This is a genomic window from Haliea salexigens DSM 19537, assembly GCF_000423125.1.
Lineage (GTDB): Bacteria > Pseudomonadota > Gammaproteobacteria > Pseudomonadales > Halieaceae > Haliea > Haliea salexigens.
Genome location: NZ_AUHJ01000006.1, coordinates 66,205 through 82,794 on the forward strand (window position 1 = coordinate 66,205; position 16,590 = coordinate 82,794).

Annotated in this window: 16 protein-coding genes and 1 other RNA gene; 1 reads left to right on the top strand and 16 read right to left on the bottom strand. The window is 60.6% G+C overall.

All coding sequences use genetic code 11. The features are described 5' to 3' along the window. Positions 1-644: 644 nt before the first annotated feature. From G533_RS0108435 to ssrA, 7 genes are all read right to left on the bottom strand, one after another. Entirely contained in the window at positions 645-833 is a 189-nt protein-coding gene (locus G533_RS0108435; RefSeq protein WP_027949581.1) for a hypothetical protein, read from the bottom strand. Between the two features lie 27 nt (positions 834-860). Beyond that, a complete protein-coding gene (radC, locus tag G533_RS0108440; protein WP_205622587.1) occupies positions 861-1,358 on the bottom strand; it encodes a RadC family protein in 498 nt (165 codons plus the stop codon). 237 nt (positions 1,359-1,595) lie between these two features. Further along, positions 1,596-1,796 (bottom strand): hypothetical protein, encoded by a 201-nt coding sequence (locus G533_RS0108445; protein WP_027949583.1) that lies wholly within the window; start codon positions 1,794-1,796, stop codon positions 1,596-1,598. An 824-nt stretch (positions 1,797-2,620) separates the two neighbouring features. Continuing rightward, positions 2,621-4,093, bottom strand: coding sequence for a DUF5906 domain-containing protein (locus G533_RS23450; protein ID WP_051230124.1), 1,473 nt, complete (start codon positions 4,091-4,093; stop codon positions 2,621-2,623). A gap of 800 nt (positions 4,094-4,893) precedes the next feature. Beyond that, positions 4,894-5,157, bottom strand: a complete 264-nt coding sequence (locus G533_RS21180) for a helix-turn-helix transcriptional regulator (protein ID WP_051230125.1) — start codon at positions 5,155-5,157, stop codon at positions 4,894-4,896. 366 nt (positions 5,158-5,523) lie between these two features. After that, on the bottom strand, positions 5,524-6,744 hold the full coding sequence (locus tag G533_RS0108465) for a tyrosine-type recombinase/integrase (RefSeq protein WP_027949586.1): 1,221 nt from the start codon (positions 6,742-6,744) through the stop codon (positions 5,524-5,526). Positions 6,745-6,928: 184 nt separating this feature from the next. Then, positions 6,929-7,320: a transfer-messenger RNA gene (gene ssrA, locus G533_RS23940) on the bottom strand. 126 nt (positions 7,321-7,446) lie between these two features. Here ssrA and G533_RS0108470 point away from each other — a divergent pair. Beyond that, entirely contained in the window at positions 7,447-8,511 is a 1,065-nt protein-coding gene (locus G533_RS0108470; protein WP_027949587.1) for an Ldh family oxidoreductase, read from the top strand. Between the two features lie 183 nt (positions 8,512-8,694). Here the strand turns inward: G533_RS0108470 and G533_RS21185 are convergent, their stop codons facing one another. The 9 genes from G533_RS21185 to smpB form a co-directional block, all read right to left on the bottom strand. After that, a complete protein-coding gene (locus tag G533_RS21185; protein WP_084638893.1) occupies positions 8,695-9,411 on the bottom strand; it encodes a class I SAM-dependent methyltransferase in 717 nt (238 codons plus the stop codon). A gap of 241 nt (positions 9,412-9,652) precedes the next feature. Further along, positions 9,653-10,915 carry a BatD family protein gene (locus G533_RS0108480; RefSeq protein WP_027949588.1) on the bottom strand — a complete coding sequence of 421 codons (1,263 nt, stop codon included), beginning with the start codon at positions 10,913-10,915 and terminating at the stop codon, positions 9,653-9,655. Next, positions 10,912-11,568, bottom strand: a complete 657-nt coding sequence (locus tag G533_RS21190; RefSeq protein ID WP_035527233.1) for a tetratricopeptide repeat protein — start codon at positions 11,566-11,568, stop codon at positions 10,912-10,914. Before G533_RS21190 ends, G533_RS0108480 begins: the two co-directional genes overlap by 4 nt. Then, the gene (locus G533_RS21195; RefSeq protein ID WP_035527236.1) at positions 11,565-12,548 is read right to left on the bottom strand and encodes a VWA domain-containing protein; all 984 of its coding nucleotides are present in this window, start codon (positions 12,546-12,548) and stop codon (positions 11,565-11,567) included. Before G533_RS21195 ends, G533_RS21190 begins: the two co-directional genes overlap by 4 nt. Further along, the gene (locus tag G533_RS0108490) at positions 12,545-13,525 is read right to left on the bottom strand and encodes a VWA domain-containing protein (RefSeq protein WP_027949589.1); all 981 of its coding nucleotides are present in this window, start codon (positions 13,523-13,525) and stop codon (positions 12,545-12,547) included. The genes G533_RS21195 and G533_RS0108490 overlap by 4 nt, the downstream gene beginning before the upstream one ends. Further along, entirely contained in the window at positions 13,518-13,988 is a 471-nt protein-coding gene (locus tag G533_RS21200) for a DUF4381 domain-containing protein (protein ID WP_051230126.1), read from the bottom strand. Before G533_RS21200 ends, G533_RS0108490 begins: the two co-directional genes overlap by 8 nt. Further along, positions 13,985-14,929, bottom strand: a complete 945-nt coding sequence (locus tag G533_RS24500) for a DUF58 domain-containing protein (RefSeq protein ID WP_027949590.1) — start codon at positions 14,927-14,929, stop codon at positions 13,985-13,987. The genes G533_RS21200 and G533_RS24500 overlap by 4 nt, the downstream gene beginning before the upstream one ends. A 12-nt stretch (positions 14,930-14,941) precedes the next feature. Further along, complete coding sequence (locus tag G533_RS24505; RefSeq protein ID WP_027949591.1) at positions 14,942-15,928, bottom strand: AAA family ATPase; 987 nt, start codon at positions 15,926-15,928, stop codon at positions 14,942-14,944. 85 nt (positions 15,929-16,013) lie between these two features. Then, positions 16,014-16,496 carry an SsrA-binding protein SmpB gene (gene smpB, locus G533_RS0108510; protein WP_027949592.1) on the bottom strand — a complete coding sequence of 161 codons (483 nt, stop codon included), beginning with the start codon at positions 16,494-16,496 and terminating at the stop codon, positions 16,014-16,016. Positions 16,497-16,590 lie beyond the last annotated feature (94 nt).

Genomic DNA, 16,590 nt, shown 5'->3' on the forward strand with positions numbered 1-16,590 from the left:
CTCGTGGGTGCTGTTCTTCTTGGTTTGCCGGACATGACCCGCTACCCTGGCTGGTGCCCGTGGGATGTGTAGGACTATACCCATCATCCGCCGCCGTGGAAAAGCACAACGTGCGCAGTGTGACGGAGCCAGCAAACCCAGTGGATCGGTAGCCTCGTCCCCAGTCTTATCTCCAATCTACGGCACTCGGAACGGTGGCGCAGCGCTGTATGGATAGACAAGTACCGTTTTCAGGCAGGAGGGGGCGAGAATCACCCCCAACTCTGGTGGCGCTACAGCATCCGTGGCCCAAGCTAGATCGGTAGAGGAGGGAAGGCGAGACGCCGATCCTGCACCGCGCGGCTACGGCCCTGGCCGTAGCAAGGTGCAGGTCGGTGGTGAGCCTGAGTGACGAGACCGAGCGACGCGCCGGGAGCGCGGAGGCAGTGGCGCCGCCATAAGCAGCCAAGCAGATTTATCCATAGGACTGATTATGCGGCGAGAGCGGACAGTTCCCAGCGGGACTGCGCATAATCCCGTCTTATGGTCATTCTGCGACATCATTGCTGTTGCCTTGTATCTTCTTAACCTGGCTTCCAAGCCAAGAAAAAAAAGAGGACCGCACCGTCGCCGATGCAGCCCTGTTCGTGGATGGGTTTTGGTAGCTATCGCTTGCCTTGATCTGAGTCCCGGCTAATGAAGCTGATGTCGCCACTGAAGTACCTGTAGAGCCAGTACAGAACGACAGGGGCACAGAGAATAAGCCCTGCAGGCCCTTCCTCTGCTGTAATGAACAGCCCCAGCATGACCAGGATGCTGCTAACCAGAAACGCGACTTTGTCTTGCTTGCTCATTGAGTAGTTCCTTCTTGATGATAGGGTTTAGAGACGACCGCGTTCTGCCATGGAGTAGACGCCCTCAGTACCGACGATGATGTGGTCCAGTACTCGGACATCAACATGCGTTAGCACGTCCTTCAGGCGGGTAGTGATTCTCATGTCGGCATCGCTGGGCTCGGCAATGCCTGATGGGTGGTTGTGGGTGAAGATGACAGCCGCTGCGTTGTGCTCCAGGGCACGTCGTAGGACGACCCTGGGGTAGACAGCAGCACCATCTACCGTGCCCCGGAACATACGTTCGAAGGCAATGAGGCGGTGCTGGTTGTCGAGGAACATGCAGGCAAAGTATTCATCCAACTCATGTGCGATCTGCAGACGGCAGAAGGCCTTCACGTTGGAAGGATTGCTATACACATCAGAGTCTCGGATTCGAGATTCGAGAATCATCAGGGCCTCTTGGATGGTGGCCTGCTCTTTCTCTTCAAAGCACATGGCGTAGGTGAGCGGAGAAGTGATTTCCTTGGTTTGGTGAGTGTTCATGGTTTAGCTCCTGGCGTTCGAAAGTGTGTGTGAGCGCAGCCGAGACCTTTCAAGGTTGATGGCGGCAAGGGTCAAGGGAAAGTCAGGAACGTGCCTGTGCCTCCCAGTCCTAGCGCGCAGCGCCAGGGATGGGCGAGGACGTAACCAATGAAACCAAGAGGCTAAAAGGGGGGAGTAGAGGCTATCTGGTTGTGTGGATGTGTAAAAAACACCTGCCCGAAGGCAGGTAGTTGTTGATCAGGTCAAGCGAGGCAATGTCTTAAGTTCGATCTGTAGCTGCTCAAGCCGAGCACTGCGCTCCAGTTGAGTGCGGTTCTCGAAGTCTGCGGCTTCGTGCTCTGCCCACTTGGCGCAATGGTCGAGGGCAGATGCACCACGGTTCATGGCGGTGAAGAGGGTAGCGATTGCGGTGAAGAAGTTGCCGATAGCTGTGAACATGAGGGTAGCTCCGTAGTCATTATGGGGTGGCGTTCGCCACACCGACCGCGCAGCGGTGCCAGCATCAGTAGCGAAGACGATGCCTATGGGAACGTACTGGGGGGGGGCGGTGCTCCTCCCCACTGTCGCTGGCTTACCCCGGGGGGGGTATTTGCCAATGCGACAGCGAGGCACCGAGTACTGGGGTCGTAGGCAGGTGAGCAAATTTTCCTTATGGTTTTGGTTTGGTGGAATTAGTACCTCGGCTGTACATAGTCAGCAGTGGTTGATACCGGGGCGTTAGTACATCGGGAGAACTTCGGTGGAGAAGTCTGGAGAACTTCTTTCGGAGGGATGAAACCGATCCAGAGAGTTGGATGTTATTTGATCAGTTCTGGTTTCATAGTGAAGAGCACTAGGGCCTTGGCTGAAGACTTATCGTCAACACCTCGGTATAGACGACAGGTGCATTGTGCCCACGTCCTCATCCCGCCTCCGCCCTCGCAGCGGCGAGCGCTGCGCGCTACCTTGCGGGGCTGCGCGGAATGCGAACGTGGCCAAGAGAAGTGTCTCTCTGCCCGATGTGTCCAACTTCTCGCAAGCAACCCGGACAGCTGAGAGCCGTATGAATGTTAGGCATGGCCGGGTTGTCCAACTTGCCCAAGCTAAATGAAAAAATAAATATAGATAAGTAGTAGGGCCAGGAGAGAGGTTTTGGAAGAGTGCCCGGACAAGCCGGACATCTCGGACAAACCCAGCAACCGCGCGGCTTGTGGGCGTCCGAGATTGAGGGGTGAGGGTTGAGAATCCTAGACAGCTGCCGCCCAGGACTCCCTCCATAAACGCTACAGCGGCTCCCAGTCGGTCGGATAACCGAGCAAGCGGTCGATGTTCGAGCGCAGACCTTCAATTGAAGGGACCTCGTAGGCTTGAACACGCCTCCCACCTGCAGGATGCTGCCCTTTAGTTGCTGCGAAGCCGAAGCGTGCCAGAGCCTGTGTTAGCGCCCTTTTACTTTCCACCGAACCCTTCGCCCTGGTTTCGTTCCGACAAGCCATGTAGGCTTGGTAGAGCTCCTCCTTGGGGACTTTGAGCGGCCAAGGGTCACCATCCCCCACAACACTCAGCGGAAATTGTGCTGAACTGGCAAGCTCAAACACCCAACGATCAATGGGTTTCAGAGACTCAAGCTGCTGCAACAGCCGGGCACGGGTACGCGGAAAATCCCGAGTATTAAAGGCATTGATATCCCTGGTTTGGAGATATGCCAGCAACGCTTCAGGGCCACCATTGTCCCTCTCTGCAGCGAGCCGCTCAAAGTAGGCGAAGTCCCCGACGCGGTGGTCGGACACTTCGAGGACAAAGAACCGGCGGTCATCGATTTCTGCGGGAATCGCCCATTCCTCGTTGGAGGCAATAATGAGGTGTATGCAGTTGCTTACAGCCATCACTGCTCCATACTTTCGCTCAGATGACCTGGATTCCTCGGTGATCAACCCTTTGAGCAGTCCGGTTTCATCTTTGCTGCCACCCCAGTGCATTTCGTCAGCAAAGACGAGGAGAGCATCATCTAGGTGTTCAGTGAACTGCCCAAATATCTGGCCTCGATTCGTCAAGTGCTTGAGGTACCTGCCGATGATCTTGCCCAAGTATTTGACGAACTCACCTTTGCCCGTACCTTGTCCAGAGAGCAGGCAGAGTGCGACGCCGGGTAGTCTCTCAGGGCGCTGGATCATCAGCGCCAACCAGCTGAGGACGTACTCATGACAGTCTGCGTCACCATTGCAGATGACATCCCTAACGTGATCCAGGAACAACTGGCAGGACCCTCGGGGGTCAGCCTTCACTGCGAAGCCCTTCCAAAGATTGTAGTACTCTGCTGGCGAAGATCCCCCAGGGTCGAATACCGTACCCTCCGTGTATTGTCGGCGGTCCGGGTGCGAGAACCACAATCGACTTACAGATTGTTCCCGTCCTCCCACCGTCACCATGGCATTGGCGTACAATCCATGGAACGCTTTCTCAGTAAGAAACGGATGGGTCGCGTTGAAGTCATCGGCAATCATGACCTGATTACCGCAGTTGACCACCGCATACCGCTTGTTGAGCTCTGCCACACACAGATCTGGATCCCTCAACCGGGCTTGGTCGAGGCCCGCGCTATGCGCGGACCAGGACTGCATCGAGACCACAGATGTGTTACTGTTGCGTTGCTGGAATAAGGAGAGGCTCTGGGATTGCCGGCCAGCGACCAGGGCTTCATCCTCTTTCTCCGCCATCACGCGGAGACTAGGACCTTCGGCATTTAGACTCTGCATGACCCCTCCTGCTTCGACAAGCCTTCGGCATAGTTAGCGGGAGCGAGCGAATCCCAACCTCGAAACACGTACCTCGCAAAGCCGACATGACGGGCGCCATGGCGTACGGTTTGCCTGGCGGGATATGTGTCGATCCAGGCCCCACATGCTCGCAACCTAGAGACCGCACTGGCGGCACCGACACCACACGCTTGCTCGATATCTCTCCACGTGGCGCCTTGTGTCCCTGCCTTGATAAGAAATATGAGTACCGATGCCTGAGCAGGCGAAACAAACACACCGAGCTTTGTGTTGGGGAAACCTACGAATACTTTCTGCTTACGCATTATTGGGCACCTCCGTTGCAGGAGTCATTAGCGAACTTTGTTGTAGCAACATGGTCATGAGTGGGTTCCTTCGTGATGGTGTTAAAGCCAAGTACCGTCGTGTTGATGTGTAGCCCAAGGAGTTTGTAGTAGGGCGCGTCCTCGTGGATCTCCCACGTCGAGGTCACCATATCCTTGGTCTTTCTCTGGAATGATGCCCCCAGGGCCTCCAATTCTCTGACCGCCGCCTCGGGATCACTGACCCCAGCGTCTCGGAGCTCGGACCAGCTTATCCACTTCCTGCCGTTGGTCAGGAAATGCCCTAGCGCCCGCCCTGGGTCTTGAGGCAAAGTAATCGAAGTCGTTTTGCTCGACAGTGACACTGTCACGTTGCCCTGTTCATCCACGGGGCGAATCATCCATGGCTGTGGGGCGCTCTTTATCGAAGTTGGCTTGAGAATGGCCCGCGACGATTTCACACCGGGTTTCCCAAAACTATGCATTGCTGGCAACCTCCTGATCGCGCTGGGTAATCCTCTGCTGAATCCAGGCACGAACTTCTGCCTCGATCCATGCGCGAGAGCTTCCGCCCGGCACGAGTGGCACGCTTTTTGGGAAACGCCCCTCTGCGGCGAGGGCATAAATGTGGCTCTTGCTAAGGCCGCAAAGCCTCATAACCTCACGGATACGGATGAGCCGGTAGTCGGTGTAGTAACCGTCCTCATCCAGGACGAGTTGGTCTGCTAGTAGTGTCTGCATAGGGAGATCCTTATCGCAGGTGACTGAAAAGGTCGCAGCGTTCTCGCTGGACTGGGCATAGTTTTGCTGTTTGGAAAATCGTTTTCTGAAGAATTTGCGGGGGATAGGCAGGAAATATTACACATCGATACTGAAGAAAAATTTCTCCAGTTGTGATTTTTCCTCGACGTACGTCGACGCTACGGCAAGCACACGGATAGCTTCCCAGATGCCGTAGGGCAGCTCGGGTCTCGTAACTAACTCGGAAAGAAGCGACCAAGGATCTCGCGGCGGAAAAGCAGGCGGAAAGTTATTGCTTAAGCCCTAGCGATGAATGATCGAAGTGGCAGTGCGTGGGAGAGGACCTACAGCAATTAGGAGTTGCGGCTAGGCAGCATTGGCCACGGCGGCGCGAGCGGCTTTCTCCTTGAGGTCGTCCAGGTAGTCCGCCCACCCCTGCATCATCTCCTTCCTGCCATCCAAGTGAGACGTGCGGTTGTAGGCCCGCCCATTGGGGTCTTTCACTGCATGCGCCAGCTGATGTTCGATCCAGTCGGGACGGAAGCCCAGAACCTCATCAAGCAGCGTCCTGGCCATGGCCCGGAAACCGTGGGGGGTCATGGTGTCGTTGTCGTAGCCCAGGGTCCTTAGTGCTGTTCGTACTCCATTCTCAGAAAGGCACCGGCTGCCGCCGCGGGCACTCGGGAAGACGAACTTGCCGCGTCCTGTCAGTAGTTGGATTTCCTGGAGGATAGATAGCGCTTGCTCGCTGAGCGGTACAATGTGGGCGTGCCCCATCTTCATTTTTTCAGCTGGTATCTCCCAGCGCTTTTCCGTCCAGTTCAACTCAGACCATTCCATGGCCCGAAGTTCTCCGGGGCGTTGGAAGATAAGGGGAGATAGCCTAAGGGCTGCCCGTACAACAGCAGTGCCACGAAAACCATCAATGGCGACCATCAGCTTGCCTACCTCGACCGGATCTGTGATCGCTGCCAGGTGTTTCTTCTTGGGGTTCTTCAGGGCGCCCTTGAGATCCGCTGAAGGATCTCGTTCTGCCCTGTCAGTGACGACTGCATATCGAAATACCTGGCCGGCGGTTTGTTTGGCGCGGTGTGCGGTCTCGACAGCGCCTCTGGACTCGATCCGCCGGAGCGTGTTGAGAAGGTCTGATGCTGTGATACCTGTGATGGGGCGGTCACCCAGGTAGGGAAACAGGTCCTTCTCCAGTGCCCGGAGCGTCCTGTCCTGATGACTCTTGGAGCGATCACACATTTTCGTGCTGAACCACTCCCTGGCGATTGCTTCAAAGGTGTTCTGGTCCGTCAGGTGTTGTGTCTGTTTTGCCACCTTCCTGGTTGCTGCGGGGTTAATGCCTTTCCTGAGGTTAGTCCTGGCATCCTGGTGCGCCTCGCGGGCCTCCAGCAGGGAGACATCGGGATATACGCCCAGTGCGAGTGTTTTCCGCTTCCCGGCAAACCGGAAGTCGAAGCGCCAATACTTGCTGCCGTTGGGGTGGACTAGCAGGTATAGCCCGTCACCATCGCTGAGCTTGTACTGCTTGTCAGTTGGCTTTGCGTGTTTTACTTGGGTTGCCGTCAGCTTGCCCATATCTGCAGTCCTCTCCTGGTTTTGACGGTACACGTTTTGACGGTACCGAATATACCGCCACCTGTACCGTCAAAGGTGACGGGATCTGGTTGGATCATGTGGACGGTATAGGACGCAGTATAAACAAAAAAGCCCTGAATATCAGGGCTTTAAGGACTTCTTTGGACTTGCTTGGATGGGTGTTTGGTGGAGGCGGCGGGAGTTGAACCCGCGTCCGCCAGTACTCTGCCTTCGGCTCTACATGCTTAGTTTCCGTTAATTAATTTAGCCTCATACAGCCCAACGGGCAGGACGTAATTGGCGAGCCTGAATAAGTTTTAGCAGTTCCACCTCAGGCAGGCTTCACAGCGATCCAGTTCTATATGACAGTCAGTAGTGCGGTACTGGCACCTTACTAAAGACCGCTAGGGCCGAAGCCACTAGTTGGTGCTTTCACGGGCTGCTTACGCAGCCAGTTGGGCACCGTAGTTGTCGTCGTTGGCAACTAATAGTTTGCAGCTTTGGATTAACGTGATTGGCTACCATCACGGCATGCACCTCAGGGTTCGTTACCGTCGTCGAATCCGTATCGCCCCCAGTGTGACTCGCAATTGTACCTCAATTGCACAATGTTAGACTGTGAATTGTGCAAAAGTTCCCGTGGGCCTACTCATCCGTTTCCAGGTGAGTGGGCTATTCACTCCCCTGAAAAAGGAGCCTGACATGTCAGTGCGTTACGCTCACGCCGATCTTCATTCCTTCAGCCAGCGCCTGTTTGAGGCCGCAGGCCTGCCCGCTGAGCGTGCGGCAGTGATGGCGGAAATCCTGCTGGAGGCCGATCTCATGGGCTTTACCACCCACGGCATGCAGCGGGTGGCGCACAACGTGCGCTGGTTGATGGAAGGTGCAAGCCGCTGCAGCGGTGAGCCCACGGTGCTGGTCGACAAGGGTGCTCTGTTCAACTGGGACGCCGCTTTCCTGCCGGGCCCATGGGTGGTGAGTCAGGCGGTGGACACGGCGCTGGCGCGGGTACCGGAACACGGTGTGGTAACGGCAACGCTGCGCCGCAGCCAACACATCGCCTGCCTTGCGGCGTACCTGCCGCGTGTGATCAAGGCGGGTTACCTGGGCATGCTCACGTGTTCCACGCCCTCTGAGCACACCGTGAGCCCTTTTGGCGGCCTGACCCCGGTATTCTCCGCCAACCCGCTGGCCATGGGGGCGCCCGGGCAGGAATACCCGCTGTTGTTTGATATCAGCATGTCGGTGACTGCCGGTGGCTACGTGGCGCGCGCAGCTCGCGAGGGCGAACGTCTGCCCGAGCCGTGTCTGAAGGATGCCGATGGCCGGGTGACCGACGATCCGGCCGCGCTGGAGGGCCCGCCGCGCGGCAGCATCATGCCCATTGGCGGTGCCCAGCATGGCTACAAGGGCGCAGCGCTTTCCGCTGCCACGGAAGTGCTGAGTATGGCGCTGGGCGGCTACGGGCGCGCGGATGCGGAGGCCGCGGGTGATGGTGAAGCCAATTCGGTGTACCTGCAAATTATCGACCCCGCAGCGTTCGGATCCCTGGCCACGTTCAAGGAGCAACTGCATGCGCTGCAATACCTGGTGACGGCCAGCGAGGTGCCAGAGGGCGCGCCGCCGGTGCGCTTCCCGGGGCAGCGAGCCTGGCAGCGACGCACCGAGCAGCTGGCTGGCGGCGTGGCGCTGTATCCGAGCATCATGGAGGATCTGGCACCACTAGCGCGGCAGTTGGAGGTCACCCAGCCCGTGCCGCTGGGCTGACCTGGCCTCAGGGGTTCAGCGGAGGCGTCGCTGGCGCTGCGTGCCCGCGCTTGGCCGGGGCACTACGCCATCATGATCGCGAATACGACGCGGACCGGGCTGTGGAAGCTATTGCCTGAGATCAAACCCCTTGTAAACGAGAACGAGCCCATACACGGGGGATGGGCATCCATAATTTGCGCGCTAATCTTCTCGTGGGGCGATCGTGGGTTTGCAGAGTGTGCAACTGGTGCTGCTTTCTCCGCCACCCGATTCCACATAACGTAGTTTGTGAGTGGGCGAGCTGCGGTTGCTTGATACCTGGTACCGCCGGAGGGGGTTTACTGCGATTGCCTGAACCACTGCGCCGCGTCCCGTGTGGTGGCTACCTTCGATAACGTCGCGTTCAAGTTCTTCAAGATAATCAATTTGCAGCCCGGTTAGTTCCTGTTCCAGGGCGGCCTTGCTCATCATCTGTTCCGCGACGGGCGGACCACCGGTGTCGTAGTCCAGTTGCGTTGGGGTGTAGGCCTCAAGTAGAAAAACGCCGCCGCGTTTCAAGGCCAGAGTCAGGTTATCATGCAGGCGTTTGCGAAGCTGTGGTGGTACATGGCAAAAAATAGAAATTATTCCATCCCATTGATTGGTGCCGAGGTCAAAATGTTCCAGGTCGGCGTGTATACAGTGAATACTTACGCCGTGTTTAGTCGCCAGTTTTTTGGCCTTTTCAAGGCCGACATTGGACAGGTCCACAGCGGTGACGTCGTAGCCCTGCCGGGCGAGGAATACCGCATTCCGGCCTTCACCCTCACCGAGGCACAACACTTTTCCCTTGGGGATACGCTGAAAATTTTCCGCCAGAAAGGTGTTGGGTTCTTCGCCGTAAATGTAGTCTTTGCTGTTGTATCGCTCATCCCACATGGTGGCACCTCTACTTATGCTTAAGTGGGGAATCCGCCTTTGCATAGCGTCATATCGATAAGCCCCAGTTTACCAGTTTCGAGTTCTGCAGTGATTTTTTTGATAAATCTCGGCACCGGAGGCTGACAGCAAGTGAATATTCGTTATAACGATGAGTTGGCTCAGCTGATCAGTCAGCGTGTAGCTCGCAGCCTGGAACAGGAGGGGTTGTTCGAAAATGTGCTTTTTCCTGGGAGCGCCGTCAGGGGTTCAGCGGAGGCAGCGCCGGCGCCGTGCGCCCGCGCCTGGCCTTGTGATAACGCTGCCGCGCGCTCTGCAGCTTCCTCGCTAGTGCACTGCCGGCGGGTGCCGCCTTCCCCTGGCCGAACAGCGCAGTGCCCAGGTCGTCGAGGGCGCTGGCGAGCTCAGCATTCCCGTATCGCAGCGCGAACTCCCGGCTGTGCATGGGTGGTTGTAAGTGCTCGCTCCAGGCCATCAACGCGCGGTAGGCTGCGACGTTGTCGTTGGCCCGCAAGGCGCGCTGCAGCACCTTGAAGGCATGGGCTTCGCTCGCTAACCGGCGCTTGTGCCAGGTTTTCCAGGCGGGTTGCAGAAGCCGTCGCCACACTTGCCAGAGCGCGCCAACCAGCAGGCCGGCAAGGGCTGCGGCGATGAATGACCGCCAGTTCAGCACGTTGCCACTGCTGTCTACTGCAGTGCTGTCCGCGGGGGCGGGCCCGTTTACGTGGAATGTCGCGCCCTCGGTTGTCACCTGTTCCACGGTGCCACGCTCGGTATTCCAATAGCTCAGGGTGACCGGCGGGACCTCGAATTCTCCCCCGGCTTCGAATACCAGCGTGAGTTTCTCGCGGCGTGTGGCCAGTGGGCCATCGGTCGTTTGCGGGCGGTCCGCGTAGACGGCGGCACCTTGAAAGCGCAGCGCTGGCGCCAGTGGTGGCAGGAAGATGGCGGGCAGGCCGTCCAGTTCGGCGCGGTATTCCAGGGTGACGGCATCGCCACTGGCCAGGGTGCCGGTGTCACCACTGATGCTTACACTGAGCCGCAGTGCCGACCCCGCCAGATACGGTGAAAGTGACTCGGCCCCCGCGGGCACCACGGCGCTGAAGCGCACGGCGGGCAGCGGTACGGTCGTGCGGGTGGGCGCGGCGCCCGGGTTGGCATAGCTCACACCCAGCTCGGCACCGTCAATGCGGTAGTCGGCGGCTTGCAGCGGGTAAATACGGAAGCTGCGCACAATGCCCGACCAGTTCTCGCCGTTGATGGTGCGGCTGGTGGGGTAGGAACTGTCCGGGGGGCGCTGGGTGACGGTGTTGGCCAGTTCGAAATCCGGATACTCCGGCGGCTGCGCAAACCAGGTGGGCACCAGCACGGTCACCTGCAGTTCCAGTGCCTCCCCCACCCGCACTGTTTCCGGCTTGACGGTCACCTCCACCACGGGCTCCACCTGGGCAAAGGCGGTGACGCTCAGCAGGACGAGCCAGCAGGCGGCCAGCAGACGTGTCATGGTGCTTCCCTCCGGCTCTGTTCCAGCGCGAAGCGGGTGCGCAGGAAGTCGGCGGTGTCGGTGTTCACCGAGCGCATCCATTTCTCAGCGGATTCCAGCCCGATGGTGCTTTCCCGGGTGATTTCCATTTCGCGTCCGCGTTCATCTTCGTTATCGAACACATAGTCGTCTGCGCCGAGCTCGGATTCGTCCTCGGTGTCGCTGTCTTCCCGTAATTGCTCGATGTAGTGGGAGATGTACTGCGCCAGGGCGAGGTTGTCGGCGGCTTCCTGCCACCCGGGCGCCGCGGCGACTGCCAGTTCAAAGGCGCGGATCGCGTTGCGGTAGTCACGTGCCTTTATCAGGGCGTTGCCACGGTTATAGAAGCCGGTGGCGTCGGGAATGCGCGCGAAGAGCTCTGCGGCTTGCTCGTACTGCCCGGCGTTATAGGCCGCAGTGGCTTTCCGGGCCGGATCTTCGAAATGTTCGAGGGCGCCCGGCCAGTCGCGCTGGTTCATGGCCAATTGGCCCTGCTGGTCGCGGGTTAGCCACAGGTCGGCAAAAGTGGCTTCACGGCTGGCCAGCCAGGCCAGCGCCAGCAGGGCGAGCAGCGTCACCAGCCCCAGCTGCTGGGGCGCGCGCTGCCACCATGGGCTGTGCCGGGTGCGGCTCATCGCAACACCCAGCCGCGGCGGAAGCCGTACAGCACCAGCAGCAGGGCGGGCCACAACAGCAGCCAGCCTTCGTCGTGCCATTCGGCGTCCGGGTCATCTGCCTGTAGCAGGTTGGATTCGACCAGACGCAGCAAGCGCCGTATATCGCCATCACCGGGCTCGCTGCGCACCACGGTCAGGCCGGTTTCGCGGCTTACACGGGCCAGCAGGTCGCCGTCGATGGCGGTTTGCAGGGCGCCGCCACCGGGCCCCAGCACGGGCTTGCCATCCGGGAGCAGCGCCACGCCGCCAGCATCGGTACCCATTATCAGTGCAGCTACCGCCGGCGCCGCCGGGTCGGCGGTAAAACTCGCCAGCGCGGGAATGTCTGCGCTGTCAAAGCCATCGCCAATGAACAGCAGCGTGCCGATTTGGGCGTTCTCGCCGAGCAGGCCCAGGGCCAGGGGGAGTGCTGCAGCACTGTTGGTGCCGTCGCGGGGCATGATGGCCGGGTCCAGGCTTTCAAGGAAGCCTGCCAGGATCGCGCCGTCGGTGGTGGGCGGCACCACGATGTGCGCGGAACCGGCATACGCAATCAGCGCTGTGCGCGCTCCGGTGCGTGCGGCGACCAAGTCCAGCGCCTTGAAGCGGGCGCGCTCCAGGCGGGAGGGCGTCAGGTCGTTGCTGCGCATGGAGTCGGTGACCTCCATGGCGATAACCAGCGGCGCTGTTTCCTCGAACCAGGGCGCCACTTGCTGGCGCCAGGCGGGGCCTGCGGCGGCCAGGGCCAGTAGCAGCAGGGCCAGGGCGAAGCTGTCCAGGGCGCTGACACGTGTGCGGGTGTTGTGTTGGATGGTGAGGGCGCTGCGCAGATGTGGCGCGACCAGATTGCCGAAGGGTTGCTCGGGGTTTTGGCGGCTGCGCAGGAGCCACCAGACGCCGGCTATGGCGGGCACTGCAAACAGCCACAGGGGGCGCAGGAAATGCAGTTGCTCAATCATGCGCTGTGCCTCTGCCGGTTGAATAGCAGAAACGTCAGTGCCATGACGCCGAGCAGCAGAGCGGCACCCGCAGGCCAGGCCACCAGTGAGTAGCGCGGCCGCCAGGATTCGGTTTTTACCTCCGCGGCAGTGGCTTCATCAATGCGCTGGTAGACCGCTGCCAGCGCGGATTCGTCTTCGGCGTTGAAGAATTCACCACCCGTGCGCTCGGCAATCTCCGCCAGCAGGCCGAAGTCGACCCGGTCTTCCCCCGTGGCCTGGGGGTCGCCGATGCCGATGGTGTAAATCTCCAGTTCGTTGCGCGCGGCGATGGCGGCGGCGTTGATGGGCGTCATGCGGCTGGCGGTGTCATTGCCATCCGTGAGCAGGATGAGAATGCGCTCCTCAAGTGTGCTCGACTCGAAGGCGTGGATAGCGAGGCCTATGGCATCGCCCAGCGCCGTCTGCGGCCCGGCCATGGCAACGGCCATCAGGTCTACCAGTTGGCTCGCCGTGGCGAGATCGCGAGTGAAGGGGAGCTGGATGTAGGCCTTGTCGCCGAAAACAATCAGCCCTACACGGTCTGCCTGGCGGGCGGCAATGAAGTCGGTCACCACCTGCTGCACGGCCTGGTGGCGGGAGATCGGTTCGCCGTCCAGGCCGGGGAAGTCCCGGTAGTCCATGGAGCCGGAAAGGTCGATTGCCAGCATGATGTCGCGGGCAACCTCGGTGCGCACAATGGGTTCGCCGACCCAGGTGGGGCGCATCAGCGCCAGCACGAGCAGCAACCAGGTCAGCCAGAGAATAACGGCCTGCAGGCGCCTGCGGCGGCGCACAACTGCACCTGTGCCGGGTTCCACTCCCGAGGCGGCAACGATATCGGTAAAAAAGGGGACCCGTAGCGCGTTCGCGCGCTCCCGGTGTGGCGGCAGGCCCCACCAGAGCAGCAGGGGCAGGGGCAGGGCCAGTGCCCCCCAGGCGAAGGCCAGCTCAAGCACGGTGCACCTCGATCCAGCGGCGTGCGGCGGCCATCAGCCGGGGGTCACTGACGGGTGGCCTGTAGGCGGCCTGCGCCAGCGCGCTTGCGGCGGCCCGTACCTCGGGATCGTTGTCGCTGCTGTAGCACAGGAACTCCGCCCACGCGGCGCCCTGCAGCGCGGCGACTTCATGGCGCGGATAGGCTCCCAGTGCGGTGCGTTTCAGTAGCACGGCGACGGCCTGGCTGGCGCCGGCCTCTTGCCGCGCCAGCGCATCCAGCGCGCGCAGTGCCTCGCGCCGGTAACGGTTGGCCCGGTACGTGGCCACCCGGTGACCCAACGCAATCAGCCCCAGTGCCAGCAGCCAGCCTGTCAGTAGCCACCAGCCGACGGTGGTGGGCAGCAGGGACACCGGCTCCGGTGGCACGATGTCGTGCATCAGGTCGATGAGTTGCGACAGCGACAGACCGTCGTACCGGCTCATGCGCGGCTCCGGGCGGGGCGCCGCTGATCCAGCAGCTGGCGGATCTGGGGCAGTGTGCTGTGTGCGGCATTCAAGGGCAGAACCGACAGGTTGATTTCGCGCTGCCAGTTCCTGATGGTCTGCAGCCGCTGGCGGGTAAAACCGCCCACGGCTTCCAGCGTGGCGCTGTGGCCGAGGTCGATTTCCGCCTGCAACTGGCCGTCGCCAAGCACGATCGGTTCGCCTTGGGTCAGGCCCTGCTCGGCCAGCGGATCGTGCACCAGCATCAGCAACACATCGTTGTGCGCGGCTATGGTGGCAAGCCGCTTGCGCGTGGTTTCATTGGCGCCGGCAAAGTCGCTCAAGATAACGACGAGGTGGTCGTGGCGGGCCAACCGCGCCACCGGCCGCAGCACATCGTTCAGGCGGTCGGCGCTTTCGTCCACGCGCTTTGCCGCGTGCAGTGCCCCGTTAAAGCGGGTCATTGCCTGGAGCAGGGCAAACACCGTGCGCCGGCTGCGACGCGGCGCAAACTCCGCCTGCGTGCTGTCATCGAACACGATACCGCCGACGCGATCCCCGGCGCCCAGCACGCCGAAGGCGGCAATGGCCGCCGCCTCCACCGCAGTGACCGACTTCATGTTGAGGGTCGAGCCGAAAAACATGGACATGCGCTGGTCAACCACCAGCAGCGCCGGGCGGTCGCGTTCCTCGGTGTACACCCGCACATGCGGCGAGCCCGTGCGCGCGGTGGCCTTCCAGTCGATGGAACGCACGTCGTCGCCGGGCAGGTAGTCGCGCATTTCCTCAAAGTTGAGCCCGCGACCGCGCAGCCGCGAGGCATGCTGGCCGTTGAGTACGCTGCGCGCGGGCTGGCGCGGCAGGAAACTGAGTTGTTCCGCGGCGCCCTGCAGGTTACGCAAGTGCTCAAGAGACACGTGGATGCGGGGGTCGTCGCGCATGATCAGGCGCCGCTAGGGCAGCGCCACCTCGGCCAACAGCGTGTCGATGACCTTGTCGGCGTTCATGCCTTCACCGTGTGCTTCGTAGGAGAGCATCAGTCGGTGCCGCAGACAGTCGTGGACGATGGCGCGGACGTCTTCGGGGTCGAGGTAGTCGCGCCCGTGCAGCCAGGCGTGAGTGCGGCCGCACTTGTCCAGTGCAATGGAGGCCCGCGGGCTGGCCCCCACCTCGATCCAGCGCGCCACGTCGGCGGAGTACTTCTCGGGCGTACGGGTGGCGTAAACGAGATCGGCCATATAGCGCTTCATTGGCTCCGACACATGAACCTCGGCAATCTCCCGTCGCGCGTCGAATACGGCCTGTTGCGGAATGCGCGCGGGCTTTTCGGCGGCGCTGCCCTGGTCGCTGGCCACCTGAGCCCGCTGCTCTTCGGAACGCACCAGGTCGACGATGCGCATTTCGTCTTCCACAGGCGGGTAGACGATATTCACGTGCATCAGGAAGCGGTCCATTTGCGCTTCGGGCAGCGGGTAAGTGCCTTCCTGTTCCACCGGGTTCTGTGTCGCCATCACCATGAACAGCGGTGGCATACTGTGCGTCTTGCCGGCCACCGTGACCTGGCGCTCTTCCATGGCTTCAAGCATGGCCGCCTGCACTTTGGCCGGCGCGCGGTTGATTTCGTCGCCGAGCACAATGTTGGCGAAGATGGGGCCAGGTTCGAAGCGGAAGTCCCCACGGTTGCCGTCCTGGTAATAGACCTCAGTGCCGGTGACATCGGAAGGAAGCAGGTCGGGCGTGAACTGGATGCGGCTGAAGTCGGCTTCCAGGTGTTCGGCGAGAGCCTTGATGGCACGGGTCTTGGCCAGGCCCGGCAGCCCCTCCACCAGCAGGTTGCCATTCGCCAGCAGTCCTATCAACAACCGCTCGATGACGGCCTCCTGGCCGACAATGGATTGTTGCATGCGCGAGCGCAGTTCGTTGATACGTGCTTTCGACATGCGGGGCGACCTGAGTTCGTTAGGGGCAGCCTTATGTTGCCAGCGTTGGCGAGGTCCGACAATGGCCCCTGACAGCCCTGGGGGGTTACTGCTTGACGTTGTCGCGAATGATGCGCTGCTTCTGCCGGTCCCAGTCCCGCTCTTTTTCCGTGTCGCGTTTGTCGTGGCCTTTCTTGCCTTCCGCCAGTGCGATGCGCGCCTTGACCAGATGGCCCTTCCAGTACAGCTGGGTGCACACACAGGTCAGGCCTTTCTGGCTGGTTGCTGCCAGAATCTTGGCCAGTTCCTTGCGGTGCAGGAGCAACCTGCGGGTGCGGGTGGGGTCGCTCACGAAGTGCGTGGATACCGTGTCCAGTGGCGTGATCTGCGTACCCAGCAGCCAGGCCTCACCGTCCTTCATTAATACGTAGGAATCCGTGAGCTGGCATTTGCCCATCCGCAGGCTCTTGACCTCCCAGCCCTCCAGCGCCACGCCGGCTTCATAACTGTCGAGCAGGTGGTAGTCGAAGGTCGCGCGCTTGTTACGTGCGATCACATTGTCGTTTTTTGCTGGCTTCTTCTTGCTCATGCCGCGCATTATACGGACAAGCCCGCGCACTGGAACGTGAATTTGGCTCTTTTCATCGCCCGCCCTCTGGTACACTCCAAGCCCATGATTAGAA